This is a genomic window from Phaeobacter sp. A36a-5a, from assembly GCF_037911135.1.
Lineage (GTDB): Bacteria > Pseudomonadota > Alphaproteobacteria > Rhodobacterales > Rhodobacteraceae > Phaeobacter > Phaeobacter bryozoorum.
In genome coordinates this window covers 1,034,730-1,054,808 of record NZ_JBBLYU010000001.1, presented here as the reverse complement: position 1 = coordinate 1,054,808, position 20,079 = coordinate 1,034,730, and the positions used below count along the sequence as shown (strand labels likewise).

General features: G+C 60.4%; 17 protein-coding genes and 1 tRNA gene. 6 read left to right on the top strand and 12 right to left on the bottom strand.

The window, feature by feature from the left end:
* Window positions 1–74: 74 nt before the first annotated feature.
* Window positions 75–1,172 carry a cupin domain-containing protein gene (locus WLQ66_RS04945; protein ID WP_340545258.1) on the bottom strand — a complete coding sequence of 366 codons (1,098 nt, stop codon included), beginning with the start codon at window positions 1,170–1,172 and terminating at the stop codon, window positions 75–77.
* 152 nt (window positions 1,173–1,324) lie between these two features.
* Between WLQ66_RS04945 and WLQ66_RS04940 the strand changes: the two genes are divergently transcribed.
* Window positions 1,325–3,613 carry an NADP-dependent malic enzyme gene (locus WLQ66_RS04940; RefSeq protein ID WP_340545257.1) on the top strand — a complete coding sequence of 763 codons (2,289 nt, stop codon included), beginning with the start codon at window positions 1,325–1,327 and terminating at the stop codon, window positions 3,611–3,613.
* Between the two features lie 85 nt (window positions 3,614–3,698).
* On the opposite strand, the gene WLQ66_RS04935 is transcribed toward WLQ66_RS04940, so the two are convergent.
* Entirely contained in the window at window positions 3,699–3,878 is a 180-nt protein-coding gene (locus WLQ66_RS04935; RefSeq protein WP_340545256.1) for a hypothetical protein, read from the bottom strand.
* 40 nt (window positions 3,879–3,918) lie between these two features.
* Here WLQ66_RS04935 and prpE point away from each other — a divergent pair, with 40 nt between their 5' ends.
* Together prpE and WLQ66_RS04925 are read left to right on the top strand one after the other, a co-directional pair.
* Complete coding sequence (gene prpE / locus WLQ66_RS04930) at window positions 3,919–5,808, top strand: propionate-CoA ligase PrpE (protein WP_340545255.1); 1,890 nt, start codon at window positions 3,919–3,921, stop codon at window positions 5,806–5,808.
* Window positions 5,809–5,936: 128 nt separating this feature from the next.
* Window positions 5,937–7,364 (top strand): amidase family protein, encoded by a 1,428-nt coding sequence (locus WLQ66_RS04925; protein WP_340545254.1) that lies wholly within the window; start codon window positions 5,937–5,939, stop codon window positions 7,362–7,364.
* A 428-nt stretch (window positions 7,365–7,792) separates the two neighbouring features.
* Here WLQ66_RS04925 and WLQ66_RS04920 read toward each other — a convergent pair whose 3' ends face one another.
* Window positions 7,793–8,554: an NAD kinase gene (locus WLQ66_RS04920; RefSeq protein ID WP_340545253.1), complete on the bottom strand. Its 762-nt coding sequence runs from the start codon at window positions 8,552–8,554 to the stop codon at window positions 7,793–7,795.
* 169 nt (window positions 8,555–8,723) lie between these two features.
* On the opposite strand from WLQ66_RS04920, the gene glyA reads away from it, so the two are divergent.
* Window positions 8,724–10,022 (top strand): serine hydroxymethyltransferase, encoded by a 1,299-nt coding sequence (glyA, locus tag WLQ66_RS04915; protein WP_340545252.1) that lies wholly within the window; start codon window positions 8,724–8,726, stop codon window positions 10,020–10,022.
* 81 nt (window positions 10,023–10,103) lie between these two features.
* Here glyA and WLQ66_RS04910 read toward each other — a convergent pair whose 3' ends face one another.
* From WLQ66_RS04910 to WLQ66_RS04895, 4 genes are all read right to left on the bottom strand, one after another.
* Window positions 10,104–10,388 (bottom strand): YiaA/YiaB family inner membrane protein, encoded by a 285-nt coding sequence (locus WLQ66_RS04910; protein ID WP_260101729.1) that lies wholly within the window; start codon window positions 10,386–10,388, stop codon window positions 10,104–10,106.
* Window positions 10,389–10,464: 76 nt separating this feature from the next.
* Entirely contained in the window at window positions 10,465–11,142 is a 678-nt protein-coding gene (locus WLQ66_RS04905; RefSeq protein WP_340545251.1) for a PspA/IM30 family protein, read from the bottom strand.
* A gap of 91 nt (window positions 11,143–11,233) precedes the next feature.
* On the bottom strand, window positions 11,234–11,821 hold the full coding sequence (locus WLQ66_RS04900; protein WP_340545250.1) for a TetR/AcrR family transcriptional regulator: 588 nt from the start codon (window positions 11,819–11,821) through the stop codon (window positions 11,234–11,236).
* Between the two features lie 66 nt (window positions 11,822–11,887).
* Window positions 11,888–12,253, bottom strand: coding sequence for a hypothetical protein (locus tag WLQ66_RS04895; RefSeq protein WP_340545249.1), 366 nt, complete (start codon window positions 12,251–12,253; stop codon window positions 11,888–11,890).
* Window positions 12,254–12,397: 144 nt separating this feature from the next.
* Between WLQ66_RS04895 and WLQ66_RS04890 the strand changes: the two genes are divergently transcribed.
* On the top strand, window positions 12,398–13,156 hold the full coding sequence (locus tag WLQ66_RS04890) for an alpha/beta fold hydrolase (RefSeq protein WP_340546301.1): 759 nt from the start codon (window positions 12,398–12,400) through the stop codon (window positions 13,154–13,156).
* Between the two features lie 30 nt (window positions 13,157–13,186).
* Here WLQ66_RS04890 and WLQ66_RS04885 read toward each other — a convergent pair whose 3' ends face one another.
* Entirely contained in the window at window positions 13,187–13,369 is a 183-nt protein-coding gene (locus WLQ66_RS04885; RefSeq protein WP_340546300.1) for a hypothetical protein, read from the bottom strand.
* Between the two features lie 338 nt (window positions 13,370–13,707).
* Window positions 13,708–15,075, bottom strand: coding sequence for a methyl-accepting chemotaxis protein (locus tag WLQ66_RS04880; protein ID WP_340545248.1), 1,368 nt, complete (start codon window positions 15,073–15,075; stop codon window positions 13,708–13,710).
* Between the two features lie 453 nt (window positions 15,076–15,528).
* Here WLQ66_RS04880 and WLQ66_RS04875 point away from each other — a divergent pair, with 453 nt between their 5' ends.
* Window positions 15,529–18,057 (top strand): ATP-binding protein, encoded by a 2,529-nt coding sequence (locus WLQ66_RS04875; protein ID WP_340545247.1) that lies wholly within the window; start codon window positions 15,529–15,531, stop codon window positions 18,055–18,057.
* Between the two features lie 133 nt (window positions 18,058–18,190).
* Here the strand turns inward: WLQ66_RS04875 and WLQ66_RS04870 are convergent, their stop codons facing one another.
* The 3 genes from WLQ66_RS04870 to WLQ66_RS04860 all read right to left on the bottom strand — a co-directional run bounded on the left by WLQ66_RS04870 (window position 18,191) and on the right by WLQ66_RS04860 (window position 20,057).
* Window positions 18,191–19,165 carry a glycosyltransferase family 2 protein gene (locus WLQ66_RS04870; protein ID WP_340545246.1) on the bottom strand — a complete coding sequence of 325 codons (975 nt, stop codon included), beginning with the start codon at window positions 19,163–19,165 and terminating at the stop codon, window positions 18,191–18,193.
* Between the two features lie 30 nt (window positions 19,166–19,195).
* A tRNA-Leu gene (locus WLQ66_RS04865) sits at window positions 19,196–19,281 on the bottom strand.
* A gap of 143 nt (window positions 19,282–19,424) precedes the next feature.
* Window positions 19,425–20,057 carry a tetratricopeptide repeat protein gene (locus WLQ66_RS04860; RefSeq protein WP_340545245.1) on the bottom strand — a complete coding sequence of 211 codons (633 nt, stop codon included), beginning with the start codon at window positions 20,055–20,057 and terminating at the stop codon, window positions 19,425–19,427.
* Between the last annotated feature and the right edge of the window lie 22 nt (window positions 20,058–20,079).

Sequence of the window (20,079 nt, the reverse complement as noted above, 5' to 3'; positions counted from 1 at the left end):
GACCAAGCTGAACCACAATATCACATCCTCCGGCCAATACCGCTATTGCCTGATGATCCACCCAGGATCTGCGGTCAGACCGTTGGCTCTGCCAAGCTGGTGTTGAACACACCCGGAAGCGTCACCTCCAGCAGTTCCACATCATCCGACGGCGCGCTGAGGCGGGTTTTCATCCCCGGCGGAATGACGAAGGCATCGCCCTGTTCCAATTGATAAGGCTCGCGGCCCTCGCCCTCCAGCGTGACTGTGCCGTTCATGACAAATGTGAAATGGATATCGGTGTCATGCGCGGCCCACTGCGGCGCGCCTTCTCCGCGGCGCACCACCTGTACGCCTGCGACGCCCTTGGTATTCTCGGCAATCGTCGTGTCGCGGCAGATGTAGCCCGGCAGGCGGAACGGCATCCATTCGGCGCCTTCTGCCTTGTTGTAAACAAACCGCTGGCCCTGCCATTCCCGTTCGGGGCGGTAGTGCGGCGTCGGCAAGGTCATCTCGTGGTCGATCTCGGTCACATGCTCGGCCGGGACGCCGATCTCGATCACCTGCACATTGTCGCTGGCCTCCAGCACCCGGTGGCGGATCTCCGGCGGCTGGATGAAGCAATCACCGGCGGTCAGCCGCATCTTGTCTCCCTGATCCTCATAGACGACATCAACCCAGCCGTGGATACAGAAGATCAGCTGAAAGCCCACCTTGTGGAAATGCACCATATCCGGCACCGGGCCGCCGTCGGGAATGCGGATGTGGCTGGCGATGATCGAGCCGCCCAGCCGGTCCGGCACCAGGTCGCGGTAGTGCATGCCTGCGCGGCCGATGATCCAGGGCGCCTGATCCTTCAGCCGCCGAACCACAAAACTATGCACTGTTTCGGGCATCACCAGTGGTGGGTTGCGCTCTTCAATCTCAATCTGGGTGCCATTGGGAGCGGTCAGCCTGCGGGCACCACCGGCAAACCCATCGGGATCATCAGTCAGGATGCGAATGGTGCCGGGTGCTTCAGCGGCGCCGCGCTCGATCCGCAGCCGCAGTCCATGGCCCGAAAACACCCCGATAGCCGGATCATCTGCCGGATAGATCGAGTCCAGCTTCATCCCGAGGGTTTTGGTGTAAAACGGGATGTCGTCCCGAAGCTCCTGCGTCGGCAGCCGCAGCTCCGCAATCGTATCCGCCATTCTTCGCTCCCTTTTGGTCTTTTGCCACACAGTGAGACCAAGCGCGCTCGGGCGCAAGCTCTTGCGAAAGCCCCCAAACACCCAACGAGAATAGTCTGTTTCCCTGACGTCAAAAGTCGTTTAATGCTAAACTATAGTCTCTGGAGCGCCTGATGACCAAAAATCCAAAGTCCGACACCCAAACCCTGCGCGATGCCGCGCTGCACTATCACGCCTATCCCAACCCCGGTAAGCTGGAGATCCGCGCAACCAAGCCGATGGCCAATGGCCGCGATCTGGCGCGGGCTTATTCGCCGGGCGTGGCAGAGGCCTGCATCGAAATCAAATCCGATCCTGCGGACGCGGCGAAATATACGTCGCGCGGCAATCTGGTCGCGGTTGTGACCAATGGCACAGCGGTCCTCGGCCTTGGAAACATCGGCGCGCTGGCGTCGAAACCGGTGATGGAAGGCAAGGCCGTCCTGTTCAAGAAATTCGCCAGTATCGACTGTTTCGATATCGAAGTAAACGAAAGCGATCCGGAGAAGTTGGCCGATATCGTCTGCGCGCTGGAGCCGACCTTTGGGGCGATCAATCTTGAGGATATCAAGGCCCCCGACTGCTTTATCGTTGAAAAGATCTGCCGCGAGCGGATGAATATCCCGGTCTTCCACGATGACCAGCACGGCACCGCAATCGTCGTGGGCGCAGCCGCCAAAAACGCACTGCACGTCGCGGGTAAGACATTCGAAGACATCAAGATTGTCTCCACCGGTGGTGGCGCGGCGGGGATTGCCTGCCTCAACATGCTGGTGAAACTGGGCGTGAAGCGTGAGAATATCTGGCTCTGCGACCTGCATGGGCTGGTCTATGAAGGCCGCACCGAGGATATGAACCCGCATAAGTCCGCCTTTGCACAGAAAACCGACCTGCGCACGCTGGATCAGGTGATCGAGGGCGCGGACCTCTTCCTCGGCCTGTCCGGCCCGAATGTGCTGAAACCGGAGATGGTGGCAAAGATGACGGATCGTCCGATCATTTTTGCCCTGGCCAACCCCAACCCCGAGATCCTGCCGGATGTGGCGCGCAGCGTCTCCCCCAACGCCATCATCGCCACCGGCCGCAGCGACTTTCCCAATCAGGTCAATAACGTCCTCTGCTTCCCCTTCATCTTCCGTGGGGCGCTGGATGTGGGCGCGACAGAGATCAACGACGCCATGCAGATCGCCTGTGTCGAGGGTATCGCCGAAATGGCCCGGATGACCACCTCGGCCGAGGCGGCAGCCGCCTATCAGGGCGAACAGCTGACCTTTGGCGCCGACTACCTCATCCCCAAGCCGTTTGACCCGCGTCTGGTCGGTGTGGTGTCCTCCGCCGTGGCCAAGGCCGCCATGGACAGCGGTGTCGCCCAGCGTCCGATTGATGATCTTGTCGCCTACCGCGCGAAATTGAACCAGACCGTATTCAAATCCGCCCTGCTGATGAAACCCGTCTTTGAGGCGGCAAAGGCTGCATCGCGCCGCATCGTTTTCACCGAGGGCGAAGATGAGCGGGTGTTGCGCACGGCTCAGGGCATCCTTGAAGAGACCACCGAAACGCCGATCCTGATCGGTCGGCCCGAGGTGATCGAAACCCGCTGTGAACGGCTGGGCCTGCGCATCCGCCCCGGCACCGACGTCCAGATCGTGAACCCGGAGAACGATCCGCGTTACTACGACTACTGGACCAGCTACCACCGCGTGATGCAGCGCGAAGGCGTGACCCCGGATCTGGCCAAGGCGATCATGCGCACCAACACCACGGCCATCGGCGCAATCATGGTCCACCGGGGCGAGGCCGACAGCATGATCTGCGGCACCTTTGGCGAATATCGCTGGCATATGAACTACGTGAACCAGGTGCTTGGCGGTGGCAGCTATGAGCCCCATGGGGCGCTGTCACTGATGATCCTTGAGGACGGGCCGCTGTTCATCGGTGATACCCATGTGCGGATCGAACCAACCCCGGAACAGATTGCGCAAACGGTTCTGGGCGCCGCGCGCCACGTACGCCGCTTTGGCCTGGAGCCAAAGATCGCCCTGTGTTCGCAATCGCAGTTTGGCAATACCAGCTGCGATTCCGGCGCACGGCTGCGCGCGGCCATCGACATCCTCGACCGGACGCCCCGCGATTTCATCTACGAAGGCGAGATGAATATCGATACCGCGCTGGATCCTGAGCTGCGGAGCCGGATCTTCCCGAATTCGCGACTGGAGGGCGAGGCCAATGTGCTGATCTTTGCCCATGCCGATGCCGCCAGCGGTGTGCGCAACATCCTCAAGATGCGAGCCGGCGGGCTGGAGGTCGGGCCGATCCTGATGGGCATGGGCAATCGCGCGCATATCGTCTCCCCCTCGATCACCGCCCGCGGGCTGCTGAACATGGCGGCAATCGCCGGAACGCCCGTCGCCCACTACAGCTGACGGCTGGCTGCGGGGCGCAGATCCCGCAGCGCCACAAACAGAGCAGGCACGTGGCCTCGAATCAGAGTGCCTGCCCCACCCTCCCTCAGACGACCGGCTTCTGAGGCTTGCGCAGAGACTTTGCAAACTGCGCTTCATCTTGCTGTAAATTCCGCGAACGCACCCTGTTTGCAAAACTTTGCAACGCCACACCGGCAAAAAATGCAAATTTCTTGCGCCAATCTGACGCGACGTCGCCCAGCACGCTTGCCCGGTGGCGATCCATGCGCCTAACTCACCTCCAAGGATGAGTGAGGAGGAACCGCATGTCGTATTCAGAGGTCTATGAGAGCTGGAGGTCCAATCCGGAACAATTCTGGATGGAAGCCGCAGCGTCGATCAGCTGGGATCGCGCGCCGAGCAAGGCCCTGACCGACAAGGGCGATGGGCTCTACGAATGGTTTGCCGATGCAAAGGTGAACACCTGCTACAACGCTGTCGACCGTCATGTCGAAGCAGGCCGGGGAGAGCAGACGGCGATCATCTACGACAGCCCCATCACCCAGACGAAGCGCGAAATCTCCTATGTTGAGCTGCGCAACCGTGTCGCCACCCTGGCTGGGGCGCTGCGGGCCAAGGGCGTGGAGAAAGGCGACCGCGTCATCATCTACATGCCGATGATCCCCGAGGCGCTGGAGGCGATGCTGGCCTGCGCCCGCATTGGCGCGGTGCATTCGGTGGTGTTCGGCGGCTTTGCCGCCAACGAACTGGCGGTGCGGATCGATGATGCCAAGCCCAAGGCGATCATCGCCGCCTCCTGCGGGTTGGAGCCGGGGCGGACGGTCCATTACAAACCACTTCTGGACGGCGCCATCGACCTGGCCACCCACAAACCCGACTTCTGCGTTATTTTCCAGCGCGAGCAGGAAGTGGCCGAGCTGATCGAAGGCCGCGACGTGAACTGGCACGGTTTCCAATACGGTGTGGAACCTGCCGAATGTGTGCCCGTTGAGGGCAACCACCCTTCCTATATCCTTTATACCTCCGGCACCACTGGCCAGCCCAAGGGGGTGATCCGCCACACCGCAGGCCAGCTGGTGGCGCTGAACTGGACCATGAAGAACATTTACAACGTCGATCCCGGCGACGTGTTCTGGGCTGCGTCCGATGTGGGCTGGGTCGTGGGCCACAGCTATATCTGCTACGGGCCGCTTATTCACGGCAACACCACAATCGTGTTCGAGGGCAAACCCGTCGGCACGCCCGATGCGGGCACCTTCTGGCGGGTGATTTCCGAGCATAAGGTCAAGAGCTTCTTCACCGCGCCGACTGCTTTCAGGGCAGTGAAACGCGAGGACCCGAAGGGCGAATACGTCAAGAAATACGACCTCGGCTGCCTCAAACAGGTCTACCTGGCCGGCGAGCGTGCGGACCCCGACACCATCACCTGGGCGCAGGAGCAGCTGAAGGTGCCGGTGATCGACCACTGGTGGCAGACAGAGACCGGCTGGTCGATTGCCGCGAACCCGCTGGGGATCGAGGAACTGCCGGTCAAGCTCGGCTCCCCCGCCGTGCCTATGCCGGGCTATGAAGTCGATATTCTGGACGAAGGCGGCAACCCGGTGGCGCCGGGCGAGCTGGGCGCGATTGCGGTGAAACTGCCGCTGCCGCCGGGCACGCTGCCGACGCTCTGGAATGCTGAGGACCGCTTCAAGAAAAGCTACCTCACCACCTTTCCCGGCTACTATGAGACCGGCGATGCCGGCATGAAGGACGAGGACGGCTACCTCTACATCATGGCGCGCACGGATGACGTGATCAACGTGGCGGGCCACCGCCTGTCCACCGGCGGCATGGAGGAAGTGCTGGCAGGCCACCCGGATGTCGCTGAATGCGCGGTAATTGGCGCCGCCGACAGCCTCAAGGGGCAGATGCCATTGGGTTTCCTCTGCCTCAATGCTGGCTGCAACACGCCCCATGAGGAGGTAGTCGCGCAGGTGGTGAAATTGGTGCGCGAGAAGATCGGCCCGGTGGCGGCGTTCAAACTGGCCTGCGTCGTGGACCGCCTGCCCAAGACCCGCTCCGGCAAGATCCTGCGCGGCACGATGGTGAACATCGCCGACGGCACGCCGTGGAAGATGCCCGCGACCATCGATGACCCGGCCATTCTGGACGAGATCACCACAGCGCTGCAAACTCTCGGATACGCGAAGTAAGACGCGCGCAGGCTTCTGACAAACGCAGGCTTCGCCACCCGGCGGAGCCTGTCTTTGTATGATGTGCCGCGCGGTTTTCCTTGCAACTCGGTCGTGCCCGCCTACCCTGCCGGGAAGGAGGCATGTATATGACACACATCGACATCTGGCGCCTGAGCGCAACGGAACTGGCACAGCACACCCGAGCGGGAGATCTGACCGCCGAAGCCGCCGTTGCCGCCTCCATCAACCGCATGGCAGCGGTCAATCCCGATCTGAATGCCGTTGTCGAGGATCTGGGCAGTGACGCCTTGGAGCGGGCCAGAGCGCTAGACAAGGCGCGCGATGCGGGTGCCACGCCCGGTCCGCTGCACGGTGTGCCAGTCACCATCAAGATCAACGTCGATCAGAAGGGCCACGCCACCTCCAACGGTGTGACCGCGCTGAAGGACCTGATCGCGCCGGATGATGCGCCGGTGGTGAAGAACCTCCAGGATGCAGGGGCCGTCGTGATTGGTCGCACCAACACGCCTGAGTTCTCCTTTCGCGCCGACACTGACAACCCGCTCTTTGGGCGCACGCACAATCCCTGGGGGTGCCATATCTCGCCTGGCGGCTCCTCCGGCGGGGCCGGTGCGGCGGTGATGGCCGGGATCGGCGCGCTGGCCCATGGCAATGACATCGGCGGCTCTTTACGTTTTCCCGCCGCTGCCAATGGCGCGGTAACCGTCAAACCCGGCCTTGGCCGCGTGCCTGCCTGGAACCCCAGCCAAAGCGCAGAGCGTGGAATACTGGCGCAGAATATGTCCGTACAGGGGCTGATCACCCGCACGGCACGGGATCTGCATCTGTCGATGCCCAGCCTTATTGCGCCCGATCCTCGCGATCCCTTCCACGTGCCGATGCCCTGGCACGGTCAGGCCACCGAAGGCCCAATCCGCGTCGCCTTTTCCAAGGAGACCTACGGCTACGAACTCCACCCGCAGGTGGAGGCCGCCTTGGATGACGCGCGCGCGGCCCTGCTGGATGCAGGCTATATCGTCGAGGAAACCCTGCTCCCCGATGTCTTCGATGCCGGGCGCACAGGGTACCGCGCGTTGATGGGCGAGGTCTATGCCCTGATGAAAGACGATGTTGACGCAGCCGGGTCGCAAACGGTGCGGGATATCTTTGCAGTCTATTTTGAGGAATTCCCGCCCTTTGCCGGCGTCGAGCTGCTGCAGATGATGGCCAAACGCACGCAATACGCGCGTGACTGGTCGCTCTTCATGCAGCGCTACCCATTGGTATTGACCCCGTTCCTGCCGCAGCCATTTTTCAAACCCGACCGCGACACCGAAGGGGCGGCAGGCGTGCATGAGGTGCTGGGCTGTGCTGTCTATTCCTATGCGATGAACTTCCTCGGCCTGCCTGCGGCCTCGGTTCCCAGCCGCCTTGCCAAATTGCCCTCAGGATCGCAGCCGATCAATGTGCAGATCGCAGCATCGCGCTGGCGCGAGGACATGGCAGTGGACGCCTGTATCGCCATTGAGGATCGGATCGGGCGCATGTGTGATAGACTGTGGGAGCAGCTCTAACCCGGCTGGCAGATGGTCGGATACATACTATGGGTGCGCGAAAAGAACCGCGGGAAACCAACACGCTCGCGGATAAGGAAACCCGGGACTCGGCTCACACCGACCCCCGGATTTTCCGATACCACCGGATACTCGTTCACAAACATCACACGAAGGTTGCGGGACCATCGCCCCGGCGTTTCCCGCCTTCGCGGATCCAAACGCGTACGGATCAATACCCGCACAGTCCGGCTGAAGCAAAATCTTAGCTGCTTAAAATATAGGGGCCGATGGCCATCCCGGTAGATCCTGCGCCTCTCTTCTTGAGAGCGCTATGCCCTTTGGCTGTCACCGCTGGCATCGGCCTTGTCTAGAGTTCGACTATCGCACAAAAACGCGATCCTTGCGATCACAAACACGTGATCCACCCCGGGCAATGGCCATCTACCTTAGGTGAATTGCTCCGAAATCAACCGTTCCTCCAGCCCATGGCCGGGGTCGAACAGGATCTTGTGGCGGATCCTGGTCTGGGTTGCGATCTCAACCTGAACAACATTGGCAAAAGAAACGGAATCCGCGGCCGCAATCACGGGCCGTTTCTCAGGTTCCAGCACATCAAACCGCACTGTTGCATTGCTGGGCAGCAAGGCACCGCGCCAGCGGCGCGGACGAAAGGCGGCGATTGCGGTCAATGCCAGCACATCCGAACCGATGGGCAAAATGGGACCATGCGCCGAATAATTATAGGCCGTCGACCCCGCTGGCGTTGATACAAGCGCCCCGTCACAGACCAGTTCCGCCATACGCTGACGATCATCAACAGAGATCTTCAGCTTGGCTGCCTGCGGACCGGCCCGCAGCAATGAAACCTCATTGATAGCCAGAGCCCGATGCGTCTGCCCTTCTGCATCCAGTGCGACCATGGACAGCGGGTTAATAATCTCTTCCTCGGCTGCCATCAGCCGCGCGATCAGGTCAACGACGCCATATTCATTCATCAAAAAGCCGATAGTACCTCGGTTCATGCCATAGACCGGCGCCGACAGATCAATCGTGTCGTGCAGCGTGTCGAGCATGAAGCCATCGCCGCCAAGCGCAACGATCACATCCGCCTCTTCCTTGGGCACGTTTCCGTAGCGTGCGACCATCTCGGCTTGAGCTGACTGCGCCACCGGAGCCCGGCTGGCCAGAAAGGCGATTCTCATTGTCATCAAATCTGTTTCCGGTGTTACGCAATTCGTTCCGAAACAATCACAGCTTTCCCAAGATTGCCAGTCTTGCCGCTCTCAGCGGGGATTTCGTCGCATTCCGGGCTTTCGGGGCCTAGGTGTTTCCGATAGGAAATCTCTCGAATACTACGCCAACTGATGGAGTGTCATCATGACCGAGACCACCTCCCGCGACCCCGGTTTTTTTACCCAATCCCTCGCAGAGCGCGACCCGGAGCTGTTCGGCTCGATCACGGATGAGCTCGGCCGTCAGCGCGACGAGATTGAGTTGATTGCATCGGAGAACATCGTTTCCGCCGCCGTGATGGAGGCTCAGGGCTCCGTTCTGACCAACAAATACGCCGAAGGCTACCCGGGGCGTCGCTACTATGGTGGCTGCCAATATGTTGATGTTGCAGAAAATCTTGCCATCGACCGCGCAAAACAGCTGTTCAACTGCGAATTTGCAAACGTTCAGCCCAACTCCGGTTCGCAGGCCAACCAGGGTGTGTTCCAGGCGTTGATCCAGCCCGGCGACACCATCCTGGGGATGGACCTCGCCTCTGGTGGCCACCTCACTCACGGTGCGCGTCCCAACCAGTCTGGCAAATGGTTCAACGCCATCCACTACGGTGTGCGTGAAGACAACAACCTGATCGACTATGATCAGGTCGAAGCGCTGGCGCTGGAGCATCAGCCCAAGCTGATCATCGCCGGTGGTTCCGCCATTCCGCGGGTGATTGACTTTGCCCGCTTCCGCGAGATCGCGGACAAGGTTGGCGCCTATCTGCACGTCGACATGGCGCATTTCGCCGGTCTGGTTGCGGCGGGTGAACACCCCTCGCCCTTCCCCCATGCCCATGTTGCGACCACCACCACGCATAAGACCCTGCGCGGTCCGCGCGGTGGCATGATCCTGACCAATGACGCCGATATCGCCAAGAAAGTGAACTCCGCGATCTTCCCCGGCATCCAGGGTGGCCCGCTGATGCATGTGATCGCCGCCAAGGCCGTCGCATTCGGTGAAGCACTGCGCCCCGAGTTCAAAGACTACCAGAAGCAGGTGCGGGCCAATGCCGTCGCGCTGGCCGATCAGCTGATCAAGGGCGGTCTGGACATCGTCACTGGCGGCACCGACACCCATGTGATGCTGGTCGACCTGCGCCCGAAAGGCGTGACCGGCAATATCGTGGACAAGGCTCTGGGCCGCGCCCATATCACCACCAACAAGAACGGCATTCCGTTTGACCCGGAGAAGCCGACCGTGACCTCCGGTATCCGTCTCGGTACCCCGGCAGGCACCACCCGTGGTTTTGGTGAAGCCGAGTTCCGCGAGATTGCCGATCTTATCATCGAGGTGGTCGACGGCCTGGCAGCCAATGGTGAAGATGGCAACGCCGCTGTTGAGGCATCGGTACGCGAGAAAGTGGCCGCCCTCTGCGCCCGCTTCCCGCTCTACCCGAACCACTGATCCGTTCGCGGAAACAAACAACAACCGCCGCGGGCCCATGGCGCGCGGCGGTTTTCTATTCATGATCTCTGCCCACTGGGATCAGAGCGATTTGGTCTCTGCCAGAGCCTCCTCCAGCATCTTCTCATTGCGCGCCTCTTCGATACGGCGGATGCGATCCTCGCTGGACCGGATATCAAAACGGTATTTCACAACATTGATCAGGCTCAGCGTCAGAAGCATGATCCCCATGCCCCAGAACCCTTTGGTCGCAAGCGGCACATCGGTCGACAGCCAGAGCGAAATGCCCAGCATTCCGTAAGCCACGGCCACACCGGCCACGTTGAGAGTGATGATCAGGTTGTTGTCATTGCGTGTGTTTGTCATTGGATTTCTCCCGGTTGGTCATAGGTGGTGTTAAGGTCAATCAGATATCGGGCGCATCGGCCCTATACGTGTTGTGTCAGGCTTTTGCGTGCAGCCGTGCCAGCACATCGGCAGCAGTACTGCGGGTCGGCTTCCCAAACCCTGCATCAGCCAGATCGTCGGCCACCGAGCCATGGCTCAGCCCGGTTTCGATGTCTTTGAGGATCGCACTCTGTTCAAAGGGGTCTTCGGCAGACATCACCCGATTGATCAGGGCTTCGGCCTCTCCCAGCGTGTCACCGGAACCGGCGCTGCGGGCCATGCCGCCATGCGCATGTTGCGCCTTGCGGGTGGCGCGGGCCGCGATGGCGCCCTGTTTCAGATCCATGAGGCGACGATGGCTGGCCTCGACCGACTGGCGCAATTGCAGGCCGCGCTGCTCCAGCATATCGACGGTACGGCGGCGCATGGCCTGTTCATTCTCCAGCTCGGCTATCGCGGCGGCAGCTGTCTGGGCCAGATCCTCCCGCCCCTCTCTCAGCGCTGCCTGCGCCCGCTCCAACAGATCCGCAATCCGCAGCGTCACCGCATCCAGCTGCCGGGTTTCCATACGGGATTTCTGGATCAACCCGGCCAGAACCTGCTTCGCACGGGCCAGATCTGCTTCGCTGGTGCGGATCTTCTGGTCGATCAGATCAATCGCATAGGTGTCGCTCAACCGTTCCTCGGCACGTGCATCAATGCCTCGGATCAGGGTCTTAATCGTTGCAAACATCACATCCTCCAAATCTGAACATCGTTCATAAATCTGGTATAGAAAAATCCTGAACGTTGTTCAAGGTATATTTTGAACAACGTTCAAGAGATCATGCAAGTCGCGATAATACCTCGGAAATCATCCGCTCGATCTTGGCGATCGGAACCCCGGAGATCCGGCTCTCCAGCCCCAGAAGCACGATTCCATGCACCGCCGAGAACAGCGCCCGCACCATGAGCGCCAGATCCTCAGGCGCCTTATCAGGAAAAATCTCGGCAACAGGCGCGGCAATATTGGCAAATAGTTTCTCCAGCGCCGCCCTGTACCAGTCGGGCACCTCGACCTCCTCCGCCCGAACATCGAACAAGGCCCGCCAGAGCCGCGTGTTTTCAGCCGCAAACCCCAGATAGGCGTGGCTCATCAGGATCAGCCGGTCCGTTGGCGCCTGCGTCTGCGCGCCAACCAGCGATCGCTGCACCGCCAGCCCCAGCGCCTGAAAAGTCCGCCCGTTGACAGCCATCACGATGGCATTCATGTCGTCGAAAGCGTTGTAGATGGCCCCAACTGCACAGCCTGCATCGGTCGCCAGATCACGTGCCCGCAGCGCCCCTGCCCCGTCGCGGCGAATGCGGATCTCGGCCGCTGCCACCAGCTTTTCGCGCAACTCTTGCTTGCGGATTTCGGCCTTGCTCGCCATCTGCTCTGCCCCTCAATCTTGAACCACGTTCAAGTTATCGCCTCAGGCAGGCAAACAAAAGAGCAATCAGATAAAACCCCGCCAGCGCAGCACCACCACCAGCAGCACCGCAACAACGATCAGTGAAAATGCCATCGTCGCAACGATGTCCAGTATCCGCCCCCGTCGCCGATCGGCCAGATCAATGGATTTCAGATGTTTGCTCACCTCGCGCGCCGCGCGTTGCAGCGGTTCGTGATCCACCGTCAGCGCCAGTTTCGGATGCGCCAGAAGATGCTGTGCCTCTGCCAGTCGCAGCCCCTGCTGGTAAATCCGTCGGGGCAGCCGTCGCCGCGCCCGGTTCAACGCCGCAGAGAGATCCCCGCCCGCCTGTTCACGGTCCTTCAGCAGATCCTGAACCTGTTCGATCTCTTTCAGAAGTGTCTCTGCCATGGGCTGCCCGAAGTATGAGGAGTGTCGCGCACCTTAGCCGGGCCGGGTCCGACGCTCAATGGCTGGGCCGCTCTGGTCAGGATTGGGGCAATCCCCCGCGCAAAGGGACTGGCGACCGCCGTGATCGGGCGCTATCACGGGGACATGCTGAACACCATCCGCCATGGCGCCCCGACTGATAAACCCACCTTGATGATCGCGCATGGACTCTATGGATCCGCCCGCAACTGGGGCGCGATTGCCAAGCGGCTCTGTGATGATCGCGAGGTCATCGCCGTCGATATGCGCAACCACGGCAACAGCACCTGGACGGAGAGCCACAGCTATCTCGATCTGGCCAGCGACCTTGCCGAGGTCATCGAGCAGCACGGCGGTCCGGTCGATATGATCGGCCACTCCATGGGCGGCAAGGCGGCGATGACACTCGCGCTCAATCACCCTGACGCGCTGCGCCGTCTCCTGGTCGCCGATATCGCCCCGGTCGCCTATGGCCATAGCCAGATCCAGTTCATCCACGCCATGCGTCAGGTCGATCTGTCACGGGTTGAGCGGCGCTCCGATGCGGAGGCCCAGCTGGCAGAACTGGGGGTCGAAAAAGCTTTGCAGAGCTTCTTCACTCAGTCGCTTGACCTGCCCAACAAACGCTGGCGGCTGAACCTGGACACGCTGGAACGTGATATGCCCAAGATTATGGGTTTTCCCGAAACCGAGGCGCAATGGGACGGCACCACGCTGTTTCTCTCCGGCGCTGCATCCCACTATGTCCTCGCCGAGCACCGCCCCTTGATCAAAGCCCGCTTCAGCCAGTCGCATTTCGCCAAGCTTCCGGACTGCGGCCATTGGCTTCATGCAGAAAACCCGCGCGCATTTGTTGCCACAGCCCGCGGGTTCTTTGACGCCTGACCGGGGATACCGCGCCAGACCGACCAGGAATCATCCCTGATACAGACGACGCGCCACGAGATAGGACACCGGCAGGCCAGCAACAGCACCGATGGCCGCCGCCATAAGGATGGCAGCCACCGAAACGTGACCGGCGACCAGCACCGCGATCACACCAGCGCCGGCAAGGCTGCTGCCGATCAGGGAATAGAGAATGGACGCTAGGCGGATCATGTCGGTCACTCCGGTCATGGTTGGCAGATGTCATTTAGAACTGCCCTCTTAGACCATCGCGACCGCTCGATCGTCTTTGATCCTGATCAGGTTCTCCATGACGGTTTGGCCGATCGGGAAATCTGTGTTTCGATGCAGGCCCAAACGATCATCAGGCCGGACGCGCCTGATCAGGAACTTGCGTACATCCAAAACGGACAACCGCCGCACCTGCTCTCGCGGTACGACGGTGGCCTGCCGGGGGCCATTGGTACAGACGTGCCCCCAGATATCATCGCTTGTGACGCAGCAGTGGTCGGACCAGCTCAACCCCAGGTCTGCCGCATTTATGTCAGGCCCTAGCCGGTAGCCCGCGCACCATAGCCGCCAGCGCCACCATTTGCGAAGGACACGATGTTCTGCCCGCCCGAACCGGTCTTGAAGATGGAGATCTGGCGGGTCAGCTCATTGGCGTCGTTGGACAGGGTCTGGCTGGCAGCCGTCGCCTCCTCAACCATCGCCGCATTGTGCTGGGTCACCTGATCCAGCTGGCTGACGCCCGTGTTGATTTCCACCAGCGTGACCGATTGCTCGGCGGCGCCGGTTGCGATCTGGCTGACATGGCCGGAAATCGTGCTGACGCTGCCGATGATCTTTTGCAGCTCTTCCCCCGCCCGGCTCACCAGTTTCACGCCATTGCCAACATATTGCGAGCTTTCGGTGATCAATTGCTTGATCTCGCCCGCCGCATCAGAGGACCGCTGCGCCAGCGCCCGCACTTCGGAGGCCACAACGGCAAACCCGCGCCCTGCCTCGCCTGCTCTCGCGGCTTCAACGCCGGCGTTCAGTGCAAGCAGGTTGGTCTGGAACGCAATGTCGTCAATGACCGAGATGATCTGGGAGATCTTGCCGGATGATTCCTCGATCTGCGACATGGCCGTGACCGCACTATTCACCACCTCACCGCTTTCTTCGGCGGTGACGCGGGCGTTGCTTACAATTTCCTCGACCTCGCGGGCGCCATCAGCGGCCGAGCGCACGGTCGAGGTCAGCTCCTCAATCGCCGCTGCCGTTTCTTCCAGGGTTGCGGCCTGGGTTTCGGTGCGATGCGACAATTCGCTGGAGGATTGGCTGATCTCAGAGGCGGTGCTGCCCACGGCCTCGGCCACAGCTTTCACCGTTTCAACCGCGCCCATCAAGGTGTCCTGCGCCTTGTTGAACGCATCGCAAAGCACCCGCATATCCGGCAGATCACTTGTTGGTACACGGTAGCTGAGGTCGCCGTCGCTCAGCGCTTCCAGCCCTCTGGAGATTTCCTCAACACAGTTCTGCCGCGCAGTGATATCGGAGGCCAGCTTGATCACGCGGATCGTCTTGCCTTCGCTGTCCAGAACCGGGGCATAGGTGGCCTGGATCCAGATCGTCTTGCCCGATTTGGCAACACGCGGAAACTGATCCGTAAACGCCTTGCCAGCCGCAAGATCCCGCCAGAACGCGGTGTAGGCCTCGCTGCGGACGTAATCCGGGTCCACGAACATCGAATGATGTTTGCCTTGGATTTCCTCAAGAGGGTAGCCAATCGCGCCAAGGAAGTTGGCATTGGCTTCGATGATGGTCCCATCAGGTTCAAACTGGATCATCGCCTGCGTCCGGTCGATCATGTCCATGACCGACTGCTGCATCGTCGACTCTGCCGACTTCTTCTTTGCGTCTTTCTTGAAAAACATCTTTACCCTCGGCCTAACATTGAAAGTTCACTAGAAATTCAATACCCAAGAGACATTGCTCAAACATTAACCCGAGGGAGCGATGCCAGCATGATCGAAAGCCGATGGCCAGCAAACCAGAATCATGATTTTTCGGAATAATATCAATTATTTAATATACACCCTGCAACTGAAGGATACGGCCAGTTTTAACGCCATAAGGAACACTCTTGCCGCACCCTCAACCCAAGGTGGTGAGACTTCTGACGAACCGCCAGCCGGAAATGAACACAATTTGATATTAATCAAGGATACACTCCCAGAACGCCCCTATACAGAGCATCTTGCGCGCGACCTGAATTCACAAAAATCGCCTAAAGCGGAAAAGACCGAGTATTGTTAATACTGGCTGAACAGTTTTGCGACAGAAATGACCCTAGATTGCAGTAAACGATAACCACCGGTGTAGCCTTCATGAGTTTTCGGCCCAAAGCATGGATCCAGGCGCTGAACAATCGGACCTATCTTCCGACCCTGGTCGCCTTTGTGGTGATCGTGGCGGCCGGGCTGTCTGCCGAGTCCCAGAATGACACAATCTATGAACAGAAGCTGCGCGCGGATGTTCAATATGAGGCGGGGCTGATCCGCGCCCGGATCGAGGGAAACCTGTCAGCCGATATCCAGCTTGTGCGCGGGCTGCAGGCGGTCCTCTCGACCGAACCCGACATGACGCAGCGGCGCTTTGCCGAGCTGGCGTCACAACTGATTGCTGATGAAGCAAGTCTGCGCAACATCGCCGCGGCGCCGGATCTGGTGATCCGCCTGATGTATCCGATTGCGGGTAACGAGGCTGCAATTGGCTTGGACTACCGCAAGAATGAAGCCCAGCGTGCTGCGGCGCTCCGCGCACGCGACAGCGGCGACCTTGTCCTTGCCGGACCGGTCAACCTGCTGCAGGGCGGTCGCGGTATGATCGCCCGCTTTCCGATCTTCGCGGGCCCGCAAGCGACCAGATCATTCTGGGGCATTCTCTCGGCGGTGATTGATGTCGATGCCATCTATACCCAAGGAGGGCTCAACAACCCGGATCTTATGATCGACGTGGCGCTGGTCGGCAAAGACGGCAGGGGCGCCGAGGGCGAGCAGTTCTACGGTGACCCGAGCATACTGAAGGACAACCCGGTCCTGATGGACATTGTCCTGCCCGTAGGCACCTGGCAGCTGGCTGCCCGGCCCAAAGGTGGCTGGCCCGCCCATGCAGACAACCAGTGGCAACTGCGGTTCACCGTTCTGCTGGCTGGCGCCTTCATTCTGTTTCCAACCGCGCTCGCCGGTCGCCTGTCCGCAGCGCGGCGTTCGGTGATCCAGACACTCAAACGGCGCGAACGTGATCTGGAGGCGCTCTCGCGCCGTCTCGAAATGGCTGTTGAAACCTCGAAAATCGGCATCTGGGAAATAGACGAGACTTCTGACAACGCCCTCTGGGACCGCCGGATGCGTGAACTCTACGGGGACCCTGCCGAAGCCGGTGAAGTGCCTTTGTCGCTCTGGCGATCGTTTCTGCACGCCAAGGATCGCGATCGCGTTATTAGCGGCTTCCAGGAGGCGCTACGCAATGGCAACAACCACTCGGTCGATTTCTGCATCGAGCTGAAAGATGGCACTCATAAGAATATCCGGGCCATGGGCTGTTCGTTCCGTGATCGACGGGGGCGCAACCGGATGATCGGTGTCGAATGGGATGTCACCCGCGATGTTGAGTTGAACAACGAGTTGAAGCGCGCGAACCAGCAGCTGACCCATCGCAACGCCCAGCTCACCCAGGCCAAACAATCCGCCGAAAAGGCCGATCAGGCAAAAACCGAATTCCTCGCCAATATGAGCCACGAGATCCGCACGCCGATGAATGGGATCATCGGCATGTCCGACATCCTCGCTGAGAGCCCGCTGTCGGAGGAACAGGAGCAATGTGTCGAAACCATTCGGGATTCCTCAGTCGCGCTGTTGAAAATCATCCACGACATCCTGGATCTGTCCCGGCTCGAGGCCGGAAAGATGGAAATCAGCACGGTCGATTTCAACCTGCGCAAATGCGTCGACGGCGCCGTCGATGTGCTCAGGCCGAAGCTGCGCGAAAAGGGGCTATCCTTTACCCTGAGCTTTGCCCATGACCTGCCCGAACAGGTCCATGGCGATGACGGTCGGCTGCGCCAGATCCTGGTCAACCTGCTGAGCAATGCGGTGAAATTCACCCACGATGGCAGTGTCGCCCTGCACGTCAGTCGCGGTGCAAAGGATCCCTATCATCTTTTTATCGACGTGGTGGACACCGGCATTGGCATCTCCGAAGATCAGGCCAAACACGTATTTGAGCGGTTTTCGCAGGCCGATGCCGCAACCACACGCCACTATGGCGGAACCGGTCTGGGGCTGACCATCTCCAATATCCTCGCACAGCGCATGGGCGGCGGTATCAGCCTGCAATCCAGCGCCGGCAACGGCGCCTGCTTCCGCTTGGAAATCCACCTTTCAGCTGCCCGCACGGCCCCCATCGTCCCGCCCCAGATCAGCCGGGAAACCTCCCAGCCGCAGCTTGGTCCGGGGGTATTGCTGCTGGCTGATGACAATCGCACCAACCGCCTGCTGATCCTGAAATTCCTGGCCGACACGCCGCTGAAGGTGATCGAAGCCGAAAATGGACGCGAAGCGGTAGATATGTGCCGCGACCATCAACCCGCCATCATCCTGATGGATATGTCGATGCCCGAGGTCGATGGCCTGACTGCAACCCGCCAGATCCGCGCCAGCGACATGGCCCAGCCCGCGATCATCGCATTGACGGCCAATGCGTTTGACAGCGATCGCCGCGCCTGCCTGGATGCCGGGATGGACCGTTTTCTGCAAAAACCGATCCGCAAGCCGCTGCTGCTGGAAACCATCGCCGCCGTGCAAGCCGAACGCGCGGCACCGCAGGATCAGACCAAGGACGGCACCAACTCCTGACGCCAGCCTCGGCTTACGCCCTCATCCAACTACTCCGCAACACCACGGCAGACGCCCTCCTGCGGTCTTGGGGTTGATAATCCGTCCGGCGAATGGGCCGCAAAACGATCGGATCTAGGAGAGACCTCAACGGTCAGCCGCCTGTCGGCAGCATCTGATTTTCCAGACAGAACTCATAGAGTTCGCGATAGGCGGCCTCTTTCATCAACGCCTCAAACCGGGCGCGATGCAGCGCGATGGCCTTGCTGCGCAGGTCAAACAACCGCCCGCCCGACGCCACATCCAATGCGGCCATACCCGCCCTGATTCTATCAGCCTTGGCCGCAAGCCGTGTGTCGGCCTGAACATTGTGATTGCGGCGCAGCCAGTATTTGCGATCAATCAGCCGGTTCGCCTGATGGGCACTGCCGCGGTGCGACTTCAGAACAAAACTCGCCGCGTCCTTGGTGATATAGTGGTTGATCTGGGCCAGCGCGCGCAGGCTGGGATCCTTAGCCCTGAAATTGCGATGTTCGTAGGCGCTGCTCGGCAGGCCGGATCCATTGCAAATTCTGATCTGATCATCGGGAAGCTTCGCGCCATTTGGCCTGTGGATGCCGCACCGCTCATGAGCAGCAGGATCAAACATCGTCTTGAACGGTGTCAGATGCGTAGCAACCCGGTCGTCATCCTCGGCCAGCAAAAAGGTCTCCACCACCAGCTGCTCCGACAGAGTTGCACTGCCTGCGCTGCCAAACTTCTTCCAGTTCACCATGATCTGGTCGCAGTCCGGCACGGCATCAATGAGATCGCCGACGGTTCCCGCGCCAGTGTGAACGACGAGAAACTCGTCAAGATCAAGCGCAAGGACCCATCGCGCATCCCGGAACTCCGGCTGGCGCGCGGCACGTTTGTAGGCTTTGACCTGATGTCGCCCGCGTTCAGCCCGATTGTAGAAATAGGAAATTTCACCGAGATCGCGCAGAGTTTTCAGAATTTCATCTGTAAAATCATCAGAGTCGTTCTGGTAGATGATGATGTTCTGAAACCCGATCATCTTGTGGTAGGCGACCCATTCCAGGATCGAGGGCCCTTCATTCTTGGCAGTCGCAACCAGCGTAAAAGACAACGGAGGCTCCTGATCTCAAACTGAGGAAACTGGTGCGGACGGCGGGACTCGAACCCGCACGGCCATACGGCCAGGAGATTTTAAGTCTCCGGTGTCTACCATTCCACCACGTCCGCACAGCGGGCTTGGCCCGTTGCAATCACAGACCTAGCGAGGACGCCGCAGCGGCACAATGGGATATCTCACGGATCATGGAATTTTTCCCGCATCGGTGTTTGGACGCCGCGTCATGCGAAACAGGGGTCTCAATGCCCACAGATCACAGGTCCACTTCAGGCGTCGTCGGGCCTGCCCCTTCCGGTGCCAATGGACCACCCGGCGCCACCAGATGCCGCTCCGGCAGCCAAGGATTGAGCGCCAGCGCCTGCTCCAGCGCCTGGCGCGCCTCCGTCAGGCGCGACAACCCGTAAAGCGACAGCGCCCGACCACTCAGCGCCGCAACATGACGCGGCGACAGGGCGATTGCGCGATCCAGATCCGTTAGCGCCGCGCCAAAATCCCGCCGCAGATAATGGACAAAAGCGCGCTGATTGTAGCCCTCGGCGTAATCCGGGCAGTAGGCGACCAACCTGTCAAATGCCTCCAGTGCACCGAGAAAGTCAAAGGCCGAGCGCCGGGTCATCCCCCGATCCAGCAGCGCCTGCGCCTGCGCATTGGGTGCATCTGCCCAATATTGCCAGAACTGGTTGGAGATCTGCTGCGCTGACGCTTCATCAGGGGCGGCCTGCACACGGCCGATCAGCAGGTCTACAGCGCCCTGATGATCCGGCGCCGCCGGGCAGCTTGCACTGTCAGCGAGTAACGGCACCCGCCCTGCCCTCTCTGCCTGAGCGAGGGGCGCAGCCGCAGCGAAACAAAGACCAAGAAACGGGGCAATCCAGAACTGTCGCATCGTCCAATCTTGGCGCAAAACT